13 protein-coding genes and 1 pseudogene are annotated in these 19,330 nt (G+C 52.2%); 1 reads left to right on the forward strand and 13 read right to left on the reverse strand.

Annotated features, from left to right (window positions below):
* Positions 1-756 precede the first annotated feature (756 nt).
* From A6X21_RS17585 to A6X21_RS17625, 8 genes are all read right to left on the reverse strand, one after another.
* Positions 757-2,211, reverse strand: coding sequence for a hypothetical protein (locus tag A6X21_RS17585; protein ID WP_068850472.1), 1,455 nt, complete (start codon positions 2,209-2,211; stop codon positions 757-759).
* Positions 2,212-2,761: 550 nt separating this feature from the next.
* On the reverse strand, positions 2,762-3,469 hold the full coding sequence (locus tag A6X21_RS17595) for a response regulator (protein ID WP_013109749.1): 708 nt from the start codon (positions 3,467-3,469) through the stop codon (positions 2,762-2,764).
* 314 nt (positions 3,470-3,783) lie between these two features.
* Positions 3,784-4,458 carry a phosphate signaling complex protein PhoU gene (gene phoU, locus A6X21_RS17600; protein WP_068850478.1) on the reverse strand — a complete coding sequence of 225 codons (675 nt, stop codon included), beginning with the start codon at positions 4,456-4,458 and terminating at the stop codon, positions 3,784-3,786.
* A gap of 75 nt (positions 4,459-4,533) precedes the next feature.
* A complete protein-coding gene (gene pstB, locus A6X21_RS17605; RefSeq protein WP_083233702.1) occupies positions 4,534-5,415 on the reverse strand; it encodes a phosphate ABC transporter ATP-binding protein PstB in 882 nt (293 codons plus the stop codon).
* Between the two features lie 8 nt (positions 5,416-5,423).
* A complete protein-coding gene (gene pstA / locus A6X21_RS17610; protein WP_438822581.1) occupies positions 5,424-6,359 on the reverse strand; it encodes a phosphate ABC transporter permease PstA in 936 nt (311 codons plus the stop codon).
* Between the two features lie 125 nt (positions 6,360-6,484).
* Positions 6,485-7,516 carry a phosphate ABC transporter permease subunit PstC gene (pstC, locus tag A6X21_RS17615; protein WP_068850480.1) on the reverse strand — a complete coding sequence of 344 codons (1,032 nt, stop codon included), beginning with the start codon at positions 7,514-7,516 and terminating at the stop codon, positions 6,485-6,487.
* A 218-nt stretch (positions 7,517-7,734) separates the two neighbouring features.
* Positions 7,735-8,673: a PstS family phosphate ABC transporter substrate-binding protein gene (locus A6X21_RS17620; RefSeq protein WP_068850523.1), complete on the reverse strand. Its 939-nt coding sequence runs from the start codon at positions 8,671-8,673 to the stop codon at positions 7,735-7,737.
* A 291-nt stretch (positions 8,674-8,964) separates the two neighbouring features.
* Positions 8,965-10,719 (reverse strand): HAMP domain-containing sensor histidine kinase, encoded by a 1,755-nt coding sequence (locus A6X21_RS17625; protein WP_068850482.1) that lies wholly within the window; start codon positions 10,717-10,719, stop codon positions 8,965-8,967.
* A gap of 457 nt (positions 10,720-11,176) precedes the next feature.
* On the opposite strand from A6X21_RS17625, the gene A6X21_RS17630 reads away from it, so the two are divergent.
* Positions 11,177-11,569 carry a DUF1801 domain-containing protein gene (locus tag A6X21_RS17630; RefSeq protein ID WP_068850484.1) on the forward strand — a complete coding sequence of 131 codons (393 nt, stop codon included), beginning with the start codon at positions 11,177-11,179 and terminating at the stop codon, positions 11,567-11,569.
* A gap of 54 nt (positions 11,570-11,623) precedes the next feature.
* On the opposite strand, the gene A6X21_RS17635 is transcribed toward A6X21_RS17630, so the two are convergent.
* From A6X21_RS17635 to A6X21_RS17655, 5 genes and pseudogenes are all read right to left on the reverse strand, one after another.
* On the reverse strand, positions 11,624-12,631 hold the full coding sequence (locus A6X21_RS17635; protein ID WP_068850487.1) for an alpha-E domain-containing protein: 1,008 nt from the start codon (positions 12,629-12,631) through the stop codon (positions 11,624-11,626).
* A gap of 104 nt (positions 12,632-12,735) precedes the next feature.
* Positions 12,736-14,241, reverse strand: a complete 1,506-nt coding sequence (locus tag A6X21_RS17640) for a circularly permuted type 2 ATP-grasp protein (RefSeq protein ID WP_068850490.1) — start codon at positions 14,239-14,241, stop codon at positions 12,736-12,738.
* A gap of 84 nt (positions 14,242-14,325) precedes the next feature.
* Entirely contained in the window at positions 14,326-15,240 is a 915-nt protein-coding gene (locus A6X21_RS17645; protein WP_068850493.1) for a transglutaminase family protein, read from the reverse strand.
* 50 nt (positions 15,241-15,290) lie between these two features.
* A complete protein-coding gene (locus tag A6X21_RS17650) occupies positions 15,291-17,984 on the reverse strand; it encodes a circularly permuted type 2 ATP-grasp protein (RefSeq protein ID WP_068850496.1) in 2,694 nt (897 codons plus the stop codon).
* A gap of 179 nt (positions 17,985-18,163) precedes the next feature.
* Positions 18,164-19,261 (reverse strand): annotated as a pseudogene (locus A6X21_RS17655) (transglutaminase family protein); the annotation flags it as partial.
* Positions 19,262-19,330: the final 69 nt, after the last annotated feature.

A 19,330-nucleotide genomic window follows, 5' to 3' on the forward strand; every position in this document is an offset into this window, starting at 1 on the left:
TTTTACAGAGGAGCGTGGGCTCTCGGCGCGGCCCAAGAGCCCACGCAGCGACTGCCCCCAGGGGGGCGGCAAGTCGCAGTACCCTGACTTGCGGCTGACGTCTCACGATGTGTGAGACAACGACTCATGAAAACGTAGCTTTCTTCAAGTAAAGGTCAAAAGACAACCCGAGCTTCAGCTCGAGAATTCTGCAATTGCTGAATGTTGAATCAAAAATACAACATGGGCTGTTGACGTTTATTGACGATCGTGGCACTCCTGCAACAGTTCACTTTCGGGCAGCCTTATCCGAGAGAGTGACATGTAAGCGTTTCGCGGAGGGCTGGCCGATGGAAACGAGTAGTTCTCCTCGATTTCGCACGAGCGCCGATTCTCTTGCAGTGAGCGAAAATGAAGAGCGTCCCGCGATGAAGCGGCTTGTTGATTGCATGCCCAATACGTTCGAGTGTCCCTCATCCCGGCCTTCTCCCGTCGGAACGGGAGAAGGGGTAAAAAACCCTCGCCCGCGTCCTCGTGGGAGAGGGTGGCACGGAGTGCCGGGTGAGGGTCTTGCCAATCGATAGGGATCAGTCACCGAGGTATCCGCAGGGGCGCCGATTGTCTGTCAATGAGCAAAGAGGAAAAGTATCTCGCGATGAAGCGGCTTGTTGATTGCACGCCCCATACGTTCGAGTGTCCCTCATCCCGGCCTTCTCCCGTCGGAACGGGAGAAGGAGTGAATTGCGTTCCCACGTTTCCTGGACAAGCAGGGATAGCTCAATCCCGGGGTGGTGTTCCCAGAAATCGCCGCCAGCGTCTCTCGGCAGATTTCGTGTTATGAACTGCCGGTGTGGGATCATCCTTCTGAGCCGAATTGGGTCTGTCCCGCAGAACTTCCTGCTGCTGACGAACCTTTGCCAGATCGCGTGCACAGCGAGCTCGCTCCAGCGAAAGTTCGACTTCAGCCAGGCGTAAATGCTCTTCCAGGCGGACCTGTAATGAACGCAATTCATCAACCAGTTCTGCCGGTGCATGTTCCAGAGCGGCCCAGTTGGGAGGGCCACCTGAAATTTCGCGGGCTCTTAATCGCCTGATCAGCCAACTGATGTAAGCATCTCGCTGATTAATGGCTGTTTCAAACTCCTGTTGCTGGCAATCCTCGATGTTAAAAGGGAGTGGGACTTCTGGTTCGGTAAAATCGGTCTCGACCAGCGATTCGACACCCGATCCACCAGTTCCTTCTTCGAAAGCATCAGTTGGCTCATCGACAGAGAGCATCTGCGATTTCAGGCTTTCCCAGAGAACACTATTCCCTTCAGAAGAGGATTCGTGATGCGCACTTTGTTCATTGGCCAGCAGCGAATCTAAAGTCTGGTCAACTGCTGCATTAAGCGATGACAACTGAGAGGTTGACCCCATATAGAAGGCATTTTGGCTTTTCAGTTGTTCGAATTGATCAGACAGATAATCCCGAATGTCTGCCAGGCGAGAATCGAGTTGTCCCAGCAAAACAGCAGGTTGCATGGCATCCCACTGTTCAAGAAACCTTTGCATATCTGCGGTTAATGTGGCATGTCGATCAACACTGGCACCAAATGATGAGCTGACAACCTTACGATCTGCCCCGGTGCGATGCAGTCGATCAAGCTGTTCAGCCGCCTGTTCCAGCCGTTCAGTGAGTGCCTGGATCAGGTTGTTCTTATTTTCCAGCTCGATTTCAAGGGATTGAATGCGCGAAAGGGCAGCAGCTTTGAAGTGCTCGTTCGCGCGTTGCTGTTCATCGAGGATTGACCGTTCCTTCCTTTGTCGTCCGTGCTCAATGGCAGCCCCCCGATGGGAGGGATTTGCAACCGATGGAGGATGCATACGCTGCTTTGAGATCCGGAGTTCTGAAGTGACTTTTGGAGACGCGAGCTGATCCATCGAGGAAAGGTGATTGTCCTCATTCCAGGTCTGCTCAACAGTGTGATCAGTCAAAGGATTTTCGGCTGTTCGTGCGCTGATCAGATCGTCGAAATCTTGTGCAGAGATCTCTCCAGTTTCAGGTGACCGATCCCAAGTCGCGGGAAGATCGGAAGAATGTTGCCCGTGACTGGGCCTCTTTGTTGCTTGAATGTCGGTCGGATCGACAAAGCCTGCTGCTGAATCCAATTCAAATAAAGACTTCTCAACTTGCTCGATATTGTCGAACAGTCGGTCTTCATCGACTGGGAGTTCTGATTCATTCCGCATGACATGCCTGTCGTGTTGTGCGCTGCGCCAGCCTGTTGAGCAGCGAACAAATCTTTGAATGTTCTCACACGCTGTGCCGAGAACTTCGTTCATCCTCTTTCGAGGAACAACCTTCGTTTTCAGAAGAATCATCTGATCAGACTGGTGAAATCGAATTCACACGAGCCGAGTTGATCTCGACACTTTTCAAAGCGACTTCAGATCTAGAACCAATCACAAGACTGATTCGACAGCCTCTGTTTTCACCACAGCCTGCGATTGATCCTCCAGTGGGTTACTTCCTCACTGGGAAACATAGCACACGATTCAGCAGCTCAATCGAGGCTGGAGTTCGCGACGACCTGAATTCCAGCAGGCACTGGACGGTGCAATCCATGCAACCGTTAAAACTGCACTCTAAAACGACACCCTAAGTCGACTCTGTAAACGACATGGGCGAAGAGTCGAAAGTGTCGGAAGTACCGTTAGAGCGGTTCAAGATCCCGGGAATACTCAGGCTTGTTGCTAAGGAGAGTGATTTTCGCAGGCGCCATCGGGAGCGGACGAAGACTCACTCCGCAATCACTTCAGAGTTCTCGGCACGGAATCGATAACCGACGCCACGCACTGTCTCCACAATATCTGCCAGTGCCCCCAGCTTCTGCCTCAACGAACGCACATGAACATCAATCGTTCGTTCAAGTGCATTGGCATCTTCACCTCGGCAACGATCCATCAATTCATTTCGACCGAAGGGTCGGCCAGGTGAACGTGCCAGAGTCCAGAGCAATCGAAATTCAGTGGGTGTCAGATGCAGCTCTTCACCATTCAGGCGAGCCGTATGATTGATCCGATCAATCTCGATGCCCCTTGTCACAATCACATCTCGTGATTGTTCACCGGCCTGAGATCGTCGCAACAGAGCTTTGATTCGATGAATCAGGGGCTTCACCTTAAAGGGCTTGGCGACATAATCATCCGCACCCATGTTGAAGCCGACAATCTCGTCAACTTCCTCGGCACGGGCAGTGAGCATTAAAATCCTGCAGTTTGGTAACTTCGGGTCACTGCGAAGCTGACGACACACTTCAAGGCCGTCAATCACAGGGAGCATCAGGTCAAGAATCACCAGATCCGGCGTCATGGCCTGTGCTCGCCGCAGACCATCCTGACCATCTGAGGCCGAAGTGACTTCGAACCCCTCTTTTTCAAGATTGTAAGTCAGAATATCGATCAGAGATCTTTCATCTTCGATCAAAAGAACTTTCGGCTTGGCCATACAATCCCAATGATGACGACTGAGACAAGAACTCGTTTGTCAAATGAGTGGATTCTGAAGAATCAAGTAGCCAGAAACATTCCGATAACTGCCGGAAGGTTTCATGATCCGTTGCTGCGGATGATTTCCGTGTAAGTCCCTCTGACCTGTTTTGTCGTAAGAATAGCCGAAGGATTCTTGCCGTCACTCGCTGGAAGTGGGTGAAAGTGTTTATTCACAAGAACTTCATCAACTTACTGTGCGAATTCCCCATGACAAACTTTTTCAACGACCTGAGATTTTCAGGGACCTGAAATCTTGTCGATGCCCAGGCCTTAAGTGGTCCCTGTCTCTAAGCGGTTGCGATGCCGGATGATCTCACCTTCGACAAGATAAACCACATCTTCGGCAATATTCGTCGCGTGATCGGCAACCCGTTCGATCTGTCGGCACACACTGAAAAGGTGCATGTGCAATTCAATGAGCTGTGGCTGTCGCTGCATCCGCAGAATGAGATCCTGAATAATCTCCCGGTTGAGGTTGTCAACACGATCATCTGTCTGGCAGACATCGCGTGCCAGCTTGACATCCATGTCCACATAAGAGTCGATACTCCGATGCAACATGCTCAATGCCAGATGTGACATCTCGCGGAAATCGTCGGGTACGTGGACTTCACCGCAACGGATAATCGAGAGCGCACGCTCAGAGATATTCACTCCCAGATCAGCGACTCGCTCGAGTTCACCAGAGATCTTCATCACGGTTGTAATTCGCCGCAGGTCGACGGCAACTGGCTGATGCAGTGCGAGGAGTTTGAGACATTCCTCTTCGATCTGCACGTCCATGCGATCGATTTCGTCATCTTGAGCCGGGATCTCCTCGGCTTTCTCGTAATCGCGGCGGTGCAGGGCATCGACGGCTGAATCGATCAGTTCCTCAACGCGGGCACACATCGTGAGGACGTTGCGATGCAGAGCATCAAGGTCGCGAATGAGGTGAATCGCCATAAACGACGGCCTTATGTACTGAATGGAGAAATGGACTGACTCTTCATATTTTACATTCAGTGACACCGGACATGATTAACCAAAACGACCGGTAATATAATCTTCCGTCTCTTTTTCCCGAGGCTTGAAAAAGAGCTGCTTCGTTAAACCGACTTCCACCAGTCGCCCCTGGCAGAAAAAGGCAGTCCACTCACTGATACGGGCAGCCTGCTGCATGTTATGTGTCACGATAACGATCGTATAATTCTGCTTCAGCTCGATGATCAGATCTTCGATGCGGGCTGTTGAAGCTGGATCCAGTGCCGAGGCCGGCTCATCCATCAGCAGCACTTCAGGATTCGTGGCCAGTGCCCGGGCAATGCACAATCGCTGCTGCTGCCCACCAGAGAGCGCCATCGCGGAATCTTTGAGCCGGTCTTTGACTTCGTTCCACAATGCGGCCTGTTGCAGGCAGCGCTCGACCGTCTCCTGGACAAATGAGCGATTTCGGATACCGGCGATCCGCATTCCGTAGGCGACGTTCTCAAAGATCGACTTGGGAAACGGAGTTGACTTCTGAAAGACCATGCCAACGCGTTTGCGTAAGGCGACCACATCGATACGCGGCGCGTAGATATCCTGTGAATCGAGTAAGACGTCTCCGGTATGTCGGGTGCCTTCGATGATGTCGTTCATGCGGTTGAGTGCCCGCAGATAGGTACTTTTGCCACAGCCCGAAGGGCCAATCAGAGCGGTGACGGCCCGCTCTGGAATTTTCAGATTGATGTCGAACAGCGCCTGGTGGCTGCCGTAAAAGAAGTTCATGTGTCGGGTTTCGATCTTCAACTTCTGTTGGTTGTGATCAGAAACCGCAGCAGTGGACGTCGACGAATGAGTTTGACCCGCCGTTGGCGATGGGTGTGGCTGAGGCATTGTGGTGGCCTGTGCGAAGCCCGCTTGTGGTGGTATCAGATTCATAAGTGGCCCTACCAGCGAACTTTCTTCTGGAAGTGCTGGCGAATAAAGATTGCCAGACCATTGGAGATCAGCAGGATCACAAGCAGCACAAGAATGGCTGCCGCCGCAACGTGCTGGAATTCAGGTTTTGCTTCGTTGATCCAGCCATAAATCTGCATCGGAATAGTGGTAAACGAATCAAAGGGAACTTGCGCCAGCTTGTCTGGCCTGGTGAATGCTTCGGAGACGGAATTGAGACGTCCCGGTGTGAAGGTGATGTAAGTTGCCGCACCAATTGCCACGAGTGGTGCGGTTTCACCAATGGCCCGCGACATGGCAAGAATCACTCCCGTCATCATTCCCGGCAGAGCTGAAGGCAGAACCTGATGCCAGATGGTCTGCCACTTCGTGGCTCCCAGAGCTAATGAAGCATGACGCAGGCTTGGGGGAACGGATCGAAGTGCTTCCTGGCTGGCAATGATCACAACAGGCAGGCTCAAGAGCGCCAGTGTCAATGCCCCCGAGATCACTGTGCGACCGAAAGGGAGCGTCAGTTGCAGGCTTCCGATCCCCAGATTAATGAGGTATTCACTTTTCGCGAGGCCGAACATGCGCACGAAAGCGGTAAATCCGAGAATGCCATAAACGATCGAAGGAACACCGGCCAGATTCGCGATATTCAACTGAATGAATTTTGTCAGCAGAGTCGGCTTGGAGTATTCTTCGAGGTAAATTGCGGCACCAACCCCCAGGGGGACTGATAACACTGCTGTCAGCAGGATCAACCAGAACGTCCCGACAATACCCGGTAGAATCCCTGCGTCAGCCGGATTTCTGCGGGGCATCGATACGAGAAACTTGGGTGTCAGCCATCCCATGGCCTGCCAGGCCATGGTTGCAATCAGCACGCCGAGGATGACGACTGAACCCCAGGTTGCCAACCAGCAGACCCATTCGAAAATCATGCCATAGCGATGACGACGGGCGAGTTCCGAGTCGAAACTTTCCTCAATCAGTTTTGTGCTGCCAAGGCTGTTCCCAGGAGGCGTTTGAGGGGGCTCGACTGGCAATGGGGGTATTGATCGCTGGCTCATTGGTACACCTCGCGGTAACGTGCCAGCACCAACTGGGAAATCAGATTCATCGTCAATGTGGTCAGAAAGAGCACCAGAGCGACGGCGTACAAACTTTTATATTCAATCGTGCCCACTGGCGTATCGCCCGACATGACATTCACCACATACGCAGTCATCGTTTCAATCTGACTGAGAGGATTGAGCGTTAACGTCGGTTTTTGACCAGCCGCAATCGTCACGGCCATTGTCTCCCCGACTGCGCGAGAGATGGCCAGCAGAAATGCTGCAATGATCCCCGAAAGCGCCGATGGAATCACCACGCGCACACAGACATCAAATTTGGTGGAACCCAGTGCATATCCAGCTTCTCTGAGAGTTCGCGGGACTGCACGAAGGACATCTTCGCTGAGCGAGCAGACCGTTGGGATAATCATCAATCCCACAACGATCCCGCCACTTAACGCATTGAACCCATCGACGGGAATACTCCACAGCCAGTCGACACCAAAGAATTCAGCGGGCTTCAGAACAGGCCGAATGAGATAGGGCGTCACGATCCTGAGACCAAAATACCCATAAACGACTGTGGGAACACCAGCCAGAAGTTCAAGAATTGGCTTTGCGATCGAACGAACGCGTGGTGATGCATATTCGGCCAGATAGACAGCAGCCAGCAATCCCGTCGGCAATCCAATGATCGCGGCAATGATCGTGATGAGGAACGTTCCGCAGATCAGCGGCCAGATGCCGAACACGGGAGGGCTGTATTGCGGAGCCCACCGTGTTTCCAGGAAGAACTGAGAGAGACTGATCTCTTGAAAGAAGGCCTTTTCCGGGGGAATGCCAAAGATCGCCTCACTGACCAGTACGAAAATAATGGCCAGTGTTGTTAACACGGAAAGCAGAGCACAAAGAAACAGCAACATCTGAATGAGGCTTTCACGGAGCCTTTGCCACGTGAAGCGATAGGCCAGTCCGGAGGCCTCCAGATTCGTGCGGTCGATGACCGAGCCAGTACTCGCAGACTTTTGTTCGACCACAGACATGTGCTGTATACTCAGTTGATCGGTCAAAGGTGTTTTAAATGCTCATTGGGTCAATCAGCATTCAAAACACATGAGACATGAAGACTCAATAACATACCTCAGAGGAACTGATAATTCGATCTTCCGGCGGCACAGGCAGTCAAAATCCAGTCAAAAGATCGCAGTTTTTGATTCACATTCCGATCTTTTGACCACAATTTCAGAAAGATCTGCCTGCCTTACTTGAGAGCATCGGCCAATCGCTGCTGCATGGTTTCTTTGACCGATTTGGGAACCTTGATGTACTTCACTTCTTCAACCAGTTGGTCGCCCTTTTCCGACAGCAGGAATTTAATGAACTCTGCGACCTCAGGACGCTTCAATTTGGCTTTCGTCGTGTAGATGAACAGTGGTCGAGAAAGTGGTGTGTACTCGCCGGATTCAATCGTTGCAGGTGTCGGTTCAACACACACAGCGTTCTTGCCGTCAGAAATTTTGACAGCCTTCAGCTTGGAAGCGTTTTCGGCATAGTAGGCATATCCAAAGTAACCCAGAGCACCTTTCGAATCGACAACGCCTTGAACAAGGATGTTATCATTCGAATTGGCTGTATAGTCCGAGCGACTGGATTTCGCCTTCCCATTGATCACTTCAGTAAAGTAATCAAAAGTTCCCGAAGCTGTGTCGGCTCCAAAGAGTTGGATCGGTTCGTCGGGCCAGCCTTCGCGAACTTCACTCCATTTCGAAATTTTGCTGTCAGCAGCCCAGATCTTGTTCAGTTCTGCCACTGTCATGCATTCGGCGAAGGTGTTGGCAGGATTGATGACCACTGTCAGGCCATCAATGGCTACCTGAAATTCAACGTAATCGATTCCCTTGGCTTTGCACTCAGCGGCTTCCTTCTCGGTGATCGGTCGGCTGGCACCAGTCACGTCGATTTCCTCCGCGATAAACTTCTTAAAGCCACCACCTGTGCCAGACATGGCCACAGTCAGTTTCACGTCAGGAAATTTGCCTTCAAATTCTTCGGCCACAGCCATGGAGATTGGAAAAACGGTGCTGGATCCATCGACGGCAATTGTTTTGTCGACTGATTTTCCGCAGCCTGACAGGGAGCCAAACACAGTCCCAAACAACGCGATTAGTACCAGGGCATATCGGGGACGTAAAAACGGCATTCCAGCAGCTCCAAAGACATCTGTGTTCATCGTTGATCAAGAATTGATGCCGGATATGTTTTTCCGACGACGGAGGGAGCCTAAGGACTCTCTGTGAAAATTCCAACCAGCCAATTGTTAAGATTGTCTTAATTTAAGTGCGGCAATAGGTTGCGTTCAAGCGAGGCCACATGATTGCCCTTTCAATCCAGCCTTTTTCGGAGGAAATCCTTGACCAATTCGGGTTTTCCTCAATCAGGATCATTGGGCAAGTATTTCAACTGAGGGGCATTTGCATGGCAAATTCTCTGTTCACATCCATGTCTGGCCATTCGAGTTTTGACCGTTCTTCAGCAGGACCGTGAATTGACTGCCAGAGCCGACCTGACTGGTGACACGGATACTCCCCCCAAAAACCTGACAAAGGTGCTTCACAATCGAAAGGCCCAATCCGGTACCTCCGACCTCACGGGAGCGGGCTTTATCGACCCGGTAGAATCGCTCAAAAATTCGGGCCTGATGTTCGCGGGGAATCCCGACACCGGTATCTTCAACATCGATTCTTGACCACTCACCTTCCAGCCTCCAGCGGACCGTGACCCGGCCACCCGAAGGAGTGTAGTTCAATGCATTGTCGAGCAGGTTGTCGATAATTGTCTGGAAACCATCACTGTCGGCAATGACTTCCATCTCTTCGTTCGGAGCGACCGAAATCAGTTCAATCTGCTTGCTCTTGGCCACACCCTGATGCTCGTCAATGCTTTTTTGCAGGATGTACGTGGCGTTGACTGGTTCAAGCTCGAATGCCTGTTCAATCGAATCCAGCCGGGCGAGGGCAATCAGATCGGCAATCAGCTTGTTGAGCCGTTCGGCCTGTTCCTCAATTCTCTGCAGGAATGTCCGGCAAGTTTCTTCGTCTTCCATCGCGCCATTCAGCAAGGTCTCGGCATAGGCACTGATGGACGTGAGCGGGGTTTTCAGTTCATGAGAAACATTGGAGACAAACTCTCGTCGCAGATTTTCAAGACGCCTGAGATCTGTGACATCATGCAGAACCAGGACCGCGCCAGTTGCCGGCTCACCGGGCAAAGGGGAGGCGACCATGGCCAGCGTTCGCTGTGTGCGGGCAACGTCGAACTCGACCTTTTCTGAGGGTTGGCCACTGAGTGCTGCTTGAACAATTTTTTGAACCTGCGGATGTCTGACTGCTTCCCAGATCGGCCGGCGCATAAAGCTCTGTGGCTGAACATCCAGCAGTTGGAACACCGTATCGTTGGCAAAAAGAATCTGCTCTGAGCGGTCGACGGCAATCACACCTTCAATCATCGAGCGAAGGACTGTCGCCAGTTGCTCATGTTTTTCTTCCAGTTCCTGGCTTTGTTTTTCGAGTTCACTGAATCGCTGGGCCAACTGGCGATCCATATTTCTCAGCATGCGGGCTAAAGTACCGATTTCGTTCTGGCTATCGAAATTCAATCCCTTCGGAGATTCTCCCAGGGCCATTTGTTCGGCAGCGTGGGTCAGTCGATCCAGCGGCTGAATGATTCGGGCGACCATGACATACGTCACAATCAGTCCGATCAGCACCAATGTAAACGCTGTGGCCCACAATCGAGCCGAGATCCAGGAAAGGTTTTCTGTCACGCTGTCCAGCGGCGTCGTCATGCGGAGAATCAGTGTCTCGCCGTGGGCCTCAAATTCAATCGCATAAAACTGAAACAGGGCGTTCGCGTTGGGCCGCCGAGAAGTTCCAATACGATGAGCAAGTGCATCTGCCAGTTCCGGCTCGGCATTGGCCTTCTGTCGAGCTTGATCCAACGTCAAGACTTCGAATCTTGTTTCGGAAGTTGAGTTGATCGTGCGCAGAAAATCCCATCGATCATCGGCAGGAATTTTTCGAAGTTGTGGTAACAGGATCTGCGCATTGTCGATCTGCCGGGCTTCTACTTGCGGATACGCCAGATCGCGGTATCCGGCAGTGAGTGTCAAGGCAAATGCGAATGCCGTGCAGAGCGTCAAACCCGCATAGATCGCGAAAATTCTCCAGAAGAGTTGCGATGTCAGCATGCGGCCATCCGTCTTAAAGAAACTTCCGTGGTTCTTTCAATGCTCGTCAAACGGGTATCAGGAGTGACGACAATTCCAACGTCGCCGGGAGATTTCACTCACGACCTTGCGCAACGCTCACTAGGCTGATTCTGTACAAATTGTAGGGCAACAATCAACGTCAGACGGTTGGGGAAGCCTGGACGATGAGATTTTGGTGAGCAGTTCGCGAAGAAACAGCCAATTCGGGTCGACTGGGGAGCATCGTCAGCATGAATTGTCGCGGTGGGCAATGCGAAGGACCTGTTCTTGACGTCTTCTTTGACTGTGCGATCCCTGCAAAGTTTTGCACTCCGTAATCTCGTTTCTCTTCCTTTCGATACCTGAAACGTCCCGCCGGAGTGCTTGTATCAGCGGGCGAATTGAACCATCGTGGTCTTTGTGTGACGGAAGTCAGAATCTTAAGGGGCATCAATCCATGCACATGGAAATCCTGGCATACAACCAAAAGTATGAACCGCAGCAGAAAGAAATCTGCGATCTTTTAGCACAGGAAATCGATCAGAATCTGAAAGGGTCAGAAAACAGGATTTGGCACGCTCATCCCGTCTGGTTCATCGATGGAAATCCAATTGTTGGATATAGTCGACAAAAGCCCGGCATCCGACTGATGTTCTGGAGTGGTGCGAGTTTCGAAGAAGCCAGCCTGAACGTGGTCGGCAAAAAGTTTAAAGACGCATCAATTTTCTATAATGACATTTCTGAGATCAAGAAAACTGATTTAAGGCGCTGGCTAAAGAAGGCCCAGGAAATTCAATGGGACTATAAAAATCTCATTCGTCGTAAAGGTCAGTTAGAAAGGCTCTCATAGCCTGCTGAATTGAGCCGTTAACTGTTGCTCAAGGAAAATAGCCAACTCACAAGCTTAGCGAACGAAAATGGATTGTCGCTGATAACCATTTTCCTGCGACTGGACCGATGTGTCCACAGGCTTCACGGCAATAAATGTATCATGAACTGCGGAACCAATCTTATTGAGTTTCGTCTGCAGTAAATCAAGAAATTCATGCAGGCCTTGCTGAATGACATCATCCACCGTGGTATAGGCCAGTTCGGATCGCAGTTGCCCGACGCGCTGTTCGGCCGAGTTGCGAAAAGTATCCATGGGCGTACCCGAAATTGCATGTAAGGCATGTTCCACGCCGGTGACCGAATAATTGATGGCCCGCGGGAAATGGCGATCCAGAATAAGGAATTGAGCGACTTTCGATGGAGTGATCGCATGGAATTGTTTCGAGTACATTTCCATCGCACTGACAGATCTCAACACCGCTTGCCACTGCAGGTCATCCGTGGGTGAGCCCACATCATGGACTGTTGGCAACAGGAGGTAATACTTCACATCCAGAATTCGAGACGTTTTATCGGCACGCTCAAGCAAACGCCCCAGCCGGCTGAAATTCCAGCCTTCCCCTCGGGACATCGTGGCATCGGTGATCCCCTTGAAGAGATGCGAGGCCTGCTTGATCTCCTGGAAAAAATCGAGAGGAGACGCCTTGATGCGATCATTAGCCGAAGCTTCCCGCACCATGTAATAGAACAGGTTCAACTGCTCCCACATCTCGCTGGAGATCGTCTCACGAACAGAGCGGGCATTCTCTCGGGCAAATTTGACACACGAACGGATCGACCCAGGATAGTCCTGGTCGAAGGCGAGAAACTCAATCACGCTGCTCTGATTCGCATCGCCATATTTTTCGCGAAAGTACTCATGGTCACCTGTCGTATAGACCAGGGGCGCCCAGGCATTCTGATGAGACTGCGGCAAATCGAGCATTAAGTTAAAAGTCACGTCCATGAACCGTGCCAGGTTTTCAGCACGTTCAATGTATCGACTCATCCAATAGATCGCGTCGGCAACACGGCTGAGCATTCCAGTTCTTCCGGCAAGCGTTCAGGTTGAAAAATAGGATCTGAGAATTCTAAAGGTGCGGCTCTTCGTTTTCGGACTGGGTCATGCAGACCCGGAATCGGGCGTTAAGGGGTCGCCGATTGAGGTGTGAGCTGTTCCTGATTGGTGGCAATGACCCATGTGTCTTTACTTCCACCCCCTTGGGAAGAATTCACAACCAGCGAGCCTTTTCTCAAGGCCACTCGGGTCAGTCCGCCGGGAAGCACGAAAATCTCTTTGCCATAGAGGATGTAAGGCCTGAGATCAACATGCCGACCCTCAAAATGATCTCCACAGATCGTCGGCACTCTCGAAAGCGAGAGTGTCGGCTGCGCAATATAGTTCCGCGGATTGCCTTTGATCAGTTCCGCAAACTGGGCCTGTTGTTCTTTAGTTGAATGAGGCCCCACCAGCATGCCATAGCCTCCCGATTCATTGGCGGCCTTGACGACCAACTCGTCCAGATGATCGAGGACGTAGGCTCTCTCATCTTCGTTTTCGCAGATATAAGTGGGGACGTTCGGAATGATGGCCTCTTCATTGAGGTAGTACTTGATGATCTTGGGGACATACGCATAGATCACTTTGTCATCGGCCACTCCGGTACCTGGTGCATTCGCCAGTGCAACCCGCCCAGCACGGTAAACATTCATCAGCCCTTCTACTCCAAGCATGGAATCGGCCCGGAAGGCTTTCGGGTCAAGAAAATCGTCATCAATGCGACGGTAGATCACATCCACCTGCTCCAGGCCGGAGGTCGTCCGCATGTAAAGCTTTTCGCCGGCAACTACCAGGTCCCGTCCTTCGACGAGTTCGACACCCATCTGCTGTGCCAGGAATGAATGCTCGTAGTAGGCGGAATTGAAGACGCCCGGTGTGAGCACGACCACGCGCGGATTCGCGACATCCCGTGGCGAAAGATGCTCTAATGTCCTTAATAATCGAAGTGGATAATCACCGACCGGACGCACCCGGCTGAGATCGAAAACCTGCGGGAAGGTCCGCTTCATGATCGAGCGGTTCTGCAGCACATAAGAGACACCCGACGGGCAGCGCAGGTTGTCCTCCAGCACGTAGATCTGTCCATCGCCGCCGCGCACCAGGTCTGTCCCGGTCACATGGCACCAGATCCCGTGGGGCGGGTTGATCCCGTGGCATTGCTCGCGGTAACTTTTGGCATCCAGCAGAATTTCGGCCGGTATGACACCATCCTTAATGATGTGCTGATCGTGATAAATATCATTAATAAATAAGTTGAGAGCTTGAATTCGTTGTTTCAAGCCCCGTTCGAGCCATTCCCACTCATGTGCCGGTACAATCCGGGGGATGATGTCGAACGGAAAGATACGTTCAGCCCCTTGATTGTCTCCATAGACATTGAATGTAATACCCAACTGGAGCAGGAGACGTTCGGCGGCAGCCTGCCGGCGCATTAACTCGCCAGGTGGTAGCGAATTGATTCTTTGGATGATCGGGCCGGCTTCAGGTCTTGGGGTCTGATCTGCGAGAAACAGTTCGTCGTGAAACCCCTCGGTCTGGTAGTCGGCAAAGCTGAGGGCTACGTCAGGAACGGACGCCAGCACTGGATTCATGAATTCGATCCTGCGAAGTTAGCCAAAGATTAAAGATGACAATTCTGAGCAATGAGCAAGTCGAAGTCACAGGCAGCAAAATCTTTACCCGGCGGTCGCGGCATAACCGCCTGTCGTATCGAATTCTTCTTCGGGCATAACATCCACAGAAATCGCCATGGTATGCTGGCCCCCACCAATAAAGACCCCCTTGATGGGGCAGACATCGGTATAGTCTCTGCCCCATGCTGTGGTGATATGTTGATCCGAAGCCATCGTGTTATTTGTCGGGTCAAAATCAATCCATCCCATCTCACCGCAAAAGACTGACAACCACGCATGTGAAGCATCCGCACCAATCAGCCTGGGCTTCCCGGGAGGTGGCATTGTCCGGATGTAACCACTGACATAACGCGCTGCCAAGCCTAACGAGCGCAGGCAACCAATCTGCAAATGTGCAAAATCCTGACAGACCCCACGTCGGCTCTCCAGAACTTCTTCCAGAGGGCTGTTCACCGTTGTGGCTGTCGGATCGTATTTGAAATCATGAAAAATTCGTGCCGTGAGATCAAGAACTGCTGAAACAATGGGCTTTCCCGGGCTGAAAGACAGAGCAGCATACTCTCGAAGGGCTGGAAATGAGTGGATCGATGGCGAGTCGATGCAAAACTGCATGGCATCAAGGCAGTCGTGCCCGTCGGCGCGGCATAATCGCTGCACCATATGTTCCCAGGAGGGGGAAAGACTTGGGATCACGGGCGGCTTAACAATGACTTCAATATGGCTGATCGACTTCACCATCAAGCGCCGATGAGGTCTTTGTATGGCAAAGTAATGCTCGACGTTCCCGAAAAAATCGGTCCTTCGAACAATCGCAGCAGGCTTCGGCCTGACGATGACCCGATGATCGAAACACCGTTGAGTCAGCATGTTTCGTGGCGCCAGATGCACCACATTATGGCAAACAGCCACCGGGTCGGTGTAGCGGTAGTCGGTCGTGTGAGTAATGCGGTATTCCATACGCCTGGCTGATCTTCAGAAGGAATTTGTTTCCTGCAAAGCCTCCGATTTCAGAGGCTTTCGTTATCCAGCATAAAATCGTTGTCTTCCAGAGATCTCCGTTCCCGCTCAATCATTTTCTCCCGCTCGTTGGTTTTCTCACGGGAGGTGGTGTTCATGTTCCATTCGGCGGGCTTGAGTTTTCGCGGCCGGACATCTGTCAGTTGTTGTGCAGAAACCGCATGCAACAAGTAACGATGAGTAATGGCATTGGAAAGCTGCGGCAGAATACGGGCCAGTTTTGCCAGGCGGCGATCGATTCGATCTCGCACATCGGGCTGGTTGGCACTGGAAAGTTCTTCGGCAGAGATCAATTGCAGCAGACTGTTCGCGTTGAGAATCAAGCGCTGTTCGGTCGTTCTCAGTGGTGTTGTCTTGTCTCTGGGGAGCTGATCAATGTGCTGGGATAACGTCTGCATCTGGAAAATCACCGAGCGTGGATTGCTCTCGTCGGTCAGAATCAGATCCAGCACAGGTGGTAGTTGAATGCGGGTCAGATAGCGTGTGCGGTAGGTAATCAGGCTATCTGCCACTTCGACGATCGATTCCAGAACAGCCGATGAATTCATGTATTCAGGGATCAACAGGCTGCGCCCGAGAACCAGAGTCTGCATACTCCGTTCGATACGCCGGCCGATATCCAGAAATCGCCAACCTAAAGTTCTCGTCGTACTTTCCATCGATAACCCACTCAGGGCCGACAGATCCCCAATCAGGCGGTTGAGCTGTTGAAGCACGTCTGCAAAATCGGTAGCGGCATTGGTGCGTCGGCGATGAAACTCCCGGTACAGGCGGTTGATTGTTCGCCAGCTATCGAGAGAAAGTCTTTCCCGAACCAGCGATGCGACATGATTGAGCTGGCTGAGTGTCGACTTCAGGCTGAATGGTTCGCGTTCATCAAAAATCGCTGGTGGCAATAAACTTTCAATGGCAGGCATGTGCTGACGGAAATCCTGCAGGGCGAAGCTGGGTTCAATCTGACCTCCTTCAGCCAGGCATCGCATCAGTACAGCAACATCCGGGACATTGCTGCCACCGGATTCACCGGTCAATCGGCTGACCATTGTTCGTAACAAGCGAGCAGTGCTTTCCGCCCTTTCAGCAAATCGACCGACCCAGAACATGTTATCTGCCACACGGCTGGGAAGTTCTGAGCCACTTCGCCGGAGTGTAATGGCCGCCCCGGGTGGCGAAAGCAACGTGATCTGCGGTACCGGGCCATCACTTTGAACCCAGCAGTCTTTGGCACCCTCTCCCAAAGAAACCGATTGATCAAGGGTGTGAGACAATGGAGAACATCGCACTAATCCACCGGGCATCGCCACGTACCCGGAATTTGATGCCACAAGATAAGTTCTCAGCCCGACATGCCAGGATTGCCAGGAATCATTGAGCAGGACGGGAGCTTTCGAGCGACGCACAATTTCCTGGCCGACATACAAATGCGGCCTGTGATTCATGGCTGCCAGCAGCGTGTCTCTTTGGGATTGAGAAAGTTCAGCCGGGCGTCCCGAAGGGAGGTTCGAATGCGAAAACGCAGGACGAATCCACAACGAATTCGCATGATGCCTGACATACTCCAGTGATTTGGGGTCTCCGCACCACCAGGTTTGAGTCGATGGGAGGTCCAGTTCTGTTCCCAGCCAGTTCCTCGCAATTTGCGGCAAGTAGGCCATGATGGCGGGTGTTTCGAGCAAACTGCATCCCAGTGCATTGGCCACAGCACATTGCCGGGCCCGCAAGGCCTGAACCAGTCCCGTCACACCGCGAAATGAATCGGCCTTCAGTTCCAGTGGATCGCAATCGAGGTCATCCAGCCGGCGAAACAGGACATCGACAGGAAGTAATCCACCAAGTGTTTTCAGCATCACCTGCTGATCGCGAACAGCAAGATCTTCTCCTTCGACAAGAGAATATCCCAGGTAACGAGCGAGGTAGGCATCTTCAAAAAAATTCGGGTTGGATGGCCCCTGGCTCAGGAGCACAATCCGCGGATTGTCCCGGTGATCATAAGCCATTTTCTGGAGGAGTTCACGCAGAGCAATGAAGAAGGGCGCAAGACGCTGCACCCGCTGGTCTCGAAAAACTTTGGGGAAAATACTCGAACCCACAATACGGTTTTCGAGAGCGTAAGCCACACCAGAGGGTGCTTCCGTTCGATCACTGACAATCACCCAGTCTCCACCGGGATTCCTGGCCAGTTCTCCCGCATAAAGCTGCAACCACTGATGCTGGACGGGTGCAGGCAGATCATGTAAAGCCCGCGAATAATGCGGGTTCGAGTAGACCAGTTGTGGTGGTAACAATCGTTCGCTGAGCAGGCGCTGTTCGCCATACAGGTCGCGAATAATCATGTTTAACAGATAGGCCCGCTGGGACAATCCTCGAGCAAGCTTCTGCCATTGATCGGGTGGGATGATCAATGGGATGACATCAAACTCCCAGGGCCGGTTGCGCCGTTCGGTATCGCCCTGAGCCGTGTAAGTCACACTGTTTTCATGAATTGTACGCTGCGCCTGCTGTCGAGATCGCAGCAATTCCAGCGGCCCCATCTCCTGGATGGCATCAACCAGCGAAGTTGTATGGGAACGAAGAACCCCACGACTCATGAAGTATTCGTCGTGAGTTCCTTCGGCAACCGGATAGCTTTCAACAAGACCTTCTGCGAGTCCGGTTCGCAGAACTGTTCCAGGGGCTTGAGTCATCTCGCGATGTCAATCTTTTACACGAGTTCGAACCAATGGAAGCCGCATTGTTCCGGCAGCCACGAGATGTCATGCACACCGTGACAACGTCTTCATAGATGCGTGGATACATGAGCGGTGCCTGCGTGTCAATATGCCAAATGGTGCAATGTCAACCAACAGGCAGGCTGATGCAGGAATCACATGAACATTGGTGCTGTGGGACGCCTCAGATCTAACGTAAATGGGAAGTGTCTGTTGGTGCGTTCCGGAGGAAGCTTCATGGCTCCACCAGTGTGATTCATCTTGTAGAAGCGCGTCATGCGACGACTTTCAGCCTCGTAGGAATTCACTGGGAAGACGTCATATCCGCGACCACCCGGATGGACCACGTGATACTGTGCACCGCCGACTGAGCGATTCAGCCAGGTATCGACGACATCAAAGGTCAATGGTGAATGAATCCCGATGGTCGGATGCAGGCATGATGGTGGTTGCCAGGCTCTGTACCTGATGCCAGCCACATATTCGGATTCTGTACCCGTCGGATGGAGCGGAATTCGTCGTCCGTTCACAGTGAGAACTTGACGCCCTGGAGTCAGGCCCTTCACTTTTACCTGCAGTCGTTCGACCGAAGAATCGACATACCGGGCCGTTCCGCCAGGAGCACCTTCTTCGCCGAGTACATACCACGGTTCCAGTGCTGTGCGGAACTCGATGTGCACTGATCCCAGAGAGATCTCGCCGATCTTCTGGCAACGGAATTCGAGATGTGGATTGAACCAGTCGTTCTCAAATGCAAAACCGGCATTCTGCAGTTCACCAATCACACACTGGAAATCTTCTTCCAGAAAATGTGGCAGCATGAATCGATCATGCAGTGATGTTCCCCAGTGAACTGGCGGATGACGATACGGTTCCTCCCAGAACCATGCCACAATGGCCCGAATCAGCAACTGTTGCGTCAGGCTCATGCGGGCATGAGGAGGCATCTCAAACCCACGAAATTCCACCAGTCCTAATCGTCCGGTGGAACTGTCTGGTGAATACAGTTTATCGATACAGAATTCCGCGCGATGCGTGTTCCCCGTCACATCCACCAGCAGATTTCTGAAGATACGATCCACCAGCCAGGGAGGGACAGATGTGTGATCGGGGATCTGCTCGAAGGCCAATTCCAGTTCGTAAAGCGTATCTTTTCGACCTTCATCCACGCGGGGTGCCTGGCTGGTCGGCCCAATGAACAGACCCGAGAACAGATAAGAGAGCGAAGGATGATTGTTCCAATAGGTAATCAGGTCAGGTTCCGAGAAGATCGACATCCGCTCGGCACTGCTGGTGTAGTACCCCATGGTGAGCTGGTTTTA

The organism is Planctopirus hydrillae (assembly GCF_001707835.1).
Lineage (GTDB): Bacteria > Planctomycetota > Planctomycetia > Planctomycetales > Planctomycetaceae > Planctopirus > Planctopirus hydrillae.